The following is a 1021-nucleotide window of genomic DNA, read 5'->3' on the forward strand; positions in this document are numbered from 1 at the left end:
GTACACACCTTCCGGCTTTCCGTTTCGCACCCGGCGACTCAGAAAACAATACACGCCCCACACCCCCAACGCAAATCCACCCCAAACCCCACCCCCACACACCCCCAAAAACCCAACCAACCGCCGTCGAACACAACCGTGACCCGGGGCCGGGCCGGTGGCAGGATGGGAGGCATGGAACTGCACATCACCGGCGACGCCGCCGCGGACCAGCTGCTCAGCGAGGATCCTTTTGCCTTGCTCACCGGCATGCTCCTGGACCAACAAGTCACTATGGAATCGGCATTCGCTGGCCCCGAGAAGATCCGCAGCCGGCTCGGAACCTTGGACCCTGGAGTTCTCGCAGAACAGGACCCGCAGAGCTTCGTCGAGCTCTTCAAGGACAAACCTGCCGTGCACCGCTTCCCGGGCTCCATGGCCGGCAGGGTCCAAGCCCTCGCCGCCACCGTACACAACGACTGGGACGGCAACGCAGCGGCTATCTGGACCAAGGGAAACCCGGACGGCCCCGAAGTGCTCCGCAGACTTCAGGCATTACCCGGCTACGGAGAACAAAAAGCCAAAATCTTCCTGGCGCTGCTCGGCAAACAGTACGGCCTGACAGCTCCAGGTTGGCGGGAAGCGGCCTCCCCCTACGGTCAGGACGGGACCTACCTCTCCGTCGCCGACATCATCGGCCCGGACTCCCTCGTCAAAGTCCGCGCCAGCAAACAAGCCGCAAAAGCCGCTGCCAAGACGGCCAAGACTGCCACCTCGTAGCGGCCCGCCTTCGGTCGGAAGAACACACCCAACGGGAACGGGCGGCCTGGTGGGAAATCCCACAGAAGACCCCTACGAGTCATTAAGCCGGGAAGCCAACACCAGTCGTTGGCACGAGCGACGGCGGTAGTGGCTGGTTGGTTGTTTGGGTGGTGTTCTGGTTTCCGGGTGTTGTTTTAAGTGCGAAGAGCCCCGACCGTGTGGTCGGGGCTCTTGCTAATGTGTGTCCGGCGGTGTCCTACTCTCCCACACCCTCCCGGGT

The 1021-nt window shown here is 62.9% G+C and carries 1 protein-coding gene; it reads left to right on the plus strand.

What is annotated here, in order from left to right:
- Positions 1-165 precede the first annotated feature (165 nt).
- Positions 166-759 (plus strand): HhH-GPD-type base excision DNA repair protein, encoded by a 594-nt coding sequence (locus AB0N72_RS20210; protein ID WP_364081417.1) that lies wholly within the window; start codon positions 166-168, stop codon positions 757-759.
- The last annotated feature ends 262 nt before the right edge of the window (positions 760-1021 follow it).

Source organism: Paenarthrobacter sp. NPDC089307 (assembly GCF_040685055.1).
Taxonomy (GTDB): Bacteria; Actinomycetota; Actinomycetes; order Actinomycetales; family Micrococcaceae; genus Arthrobacter.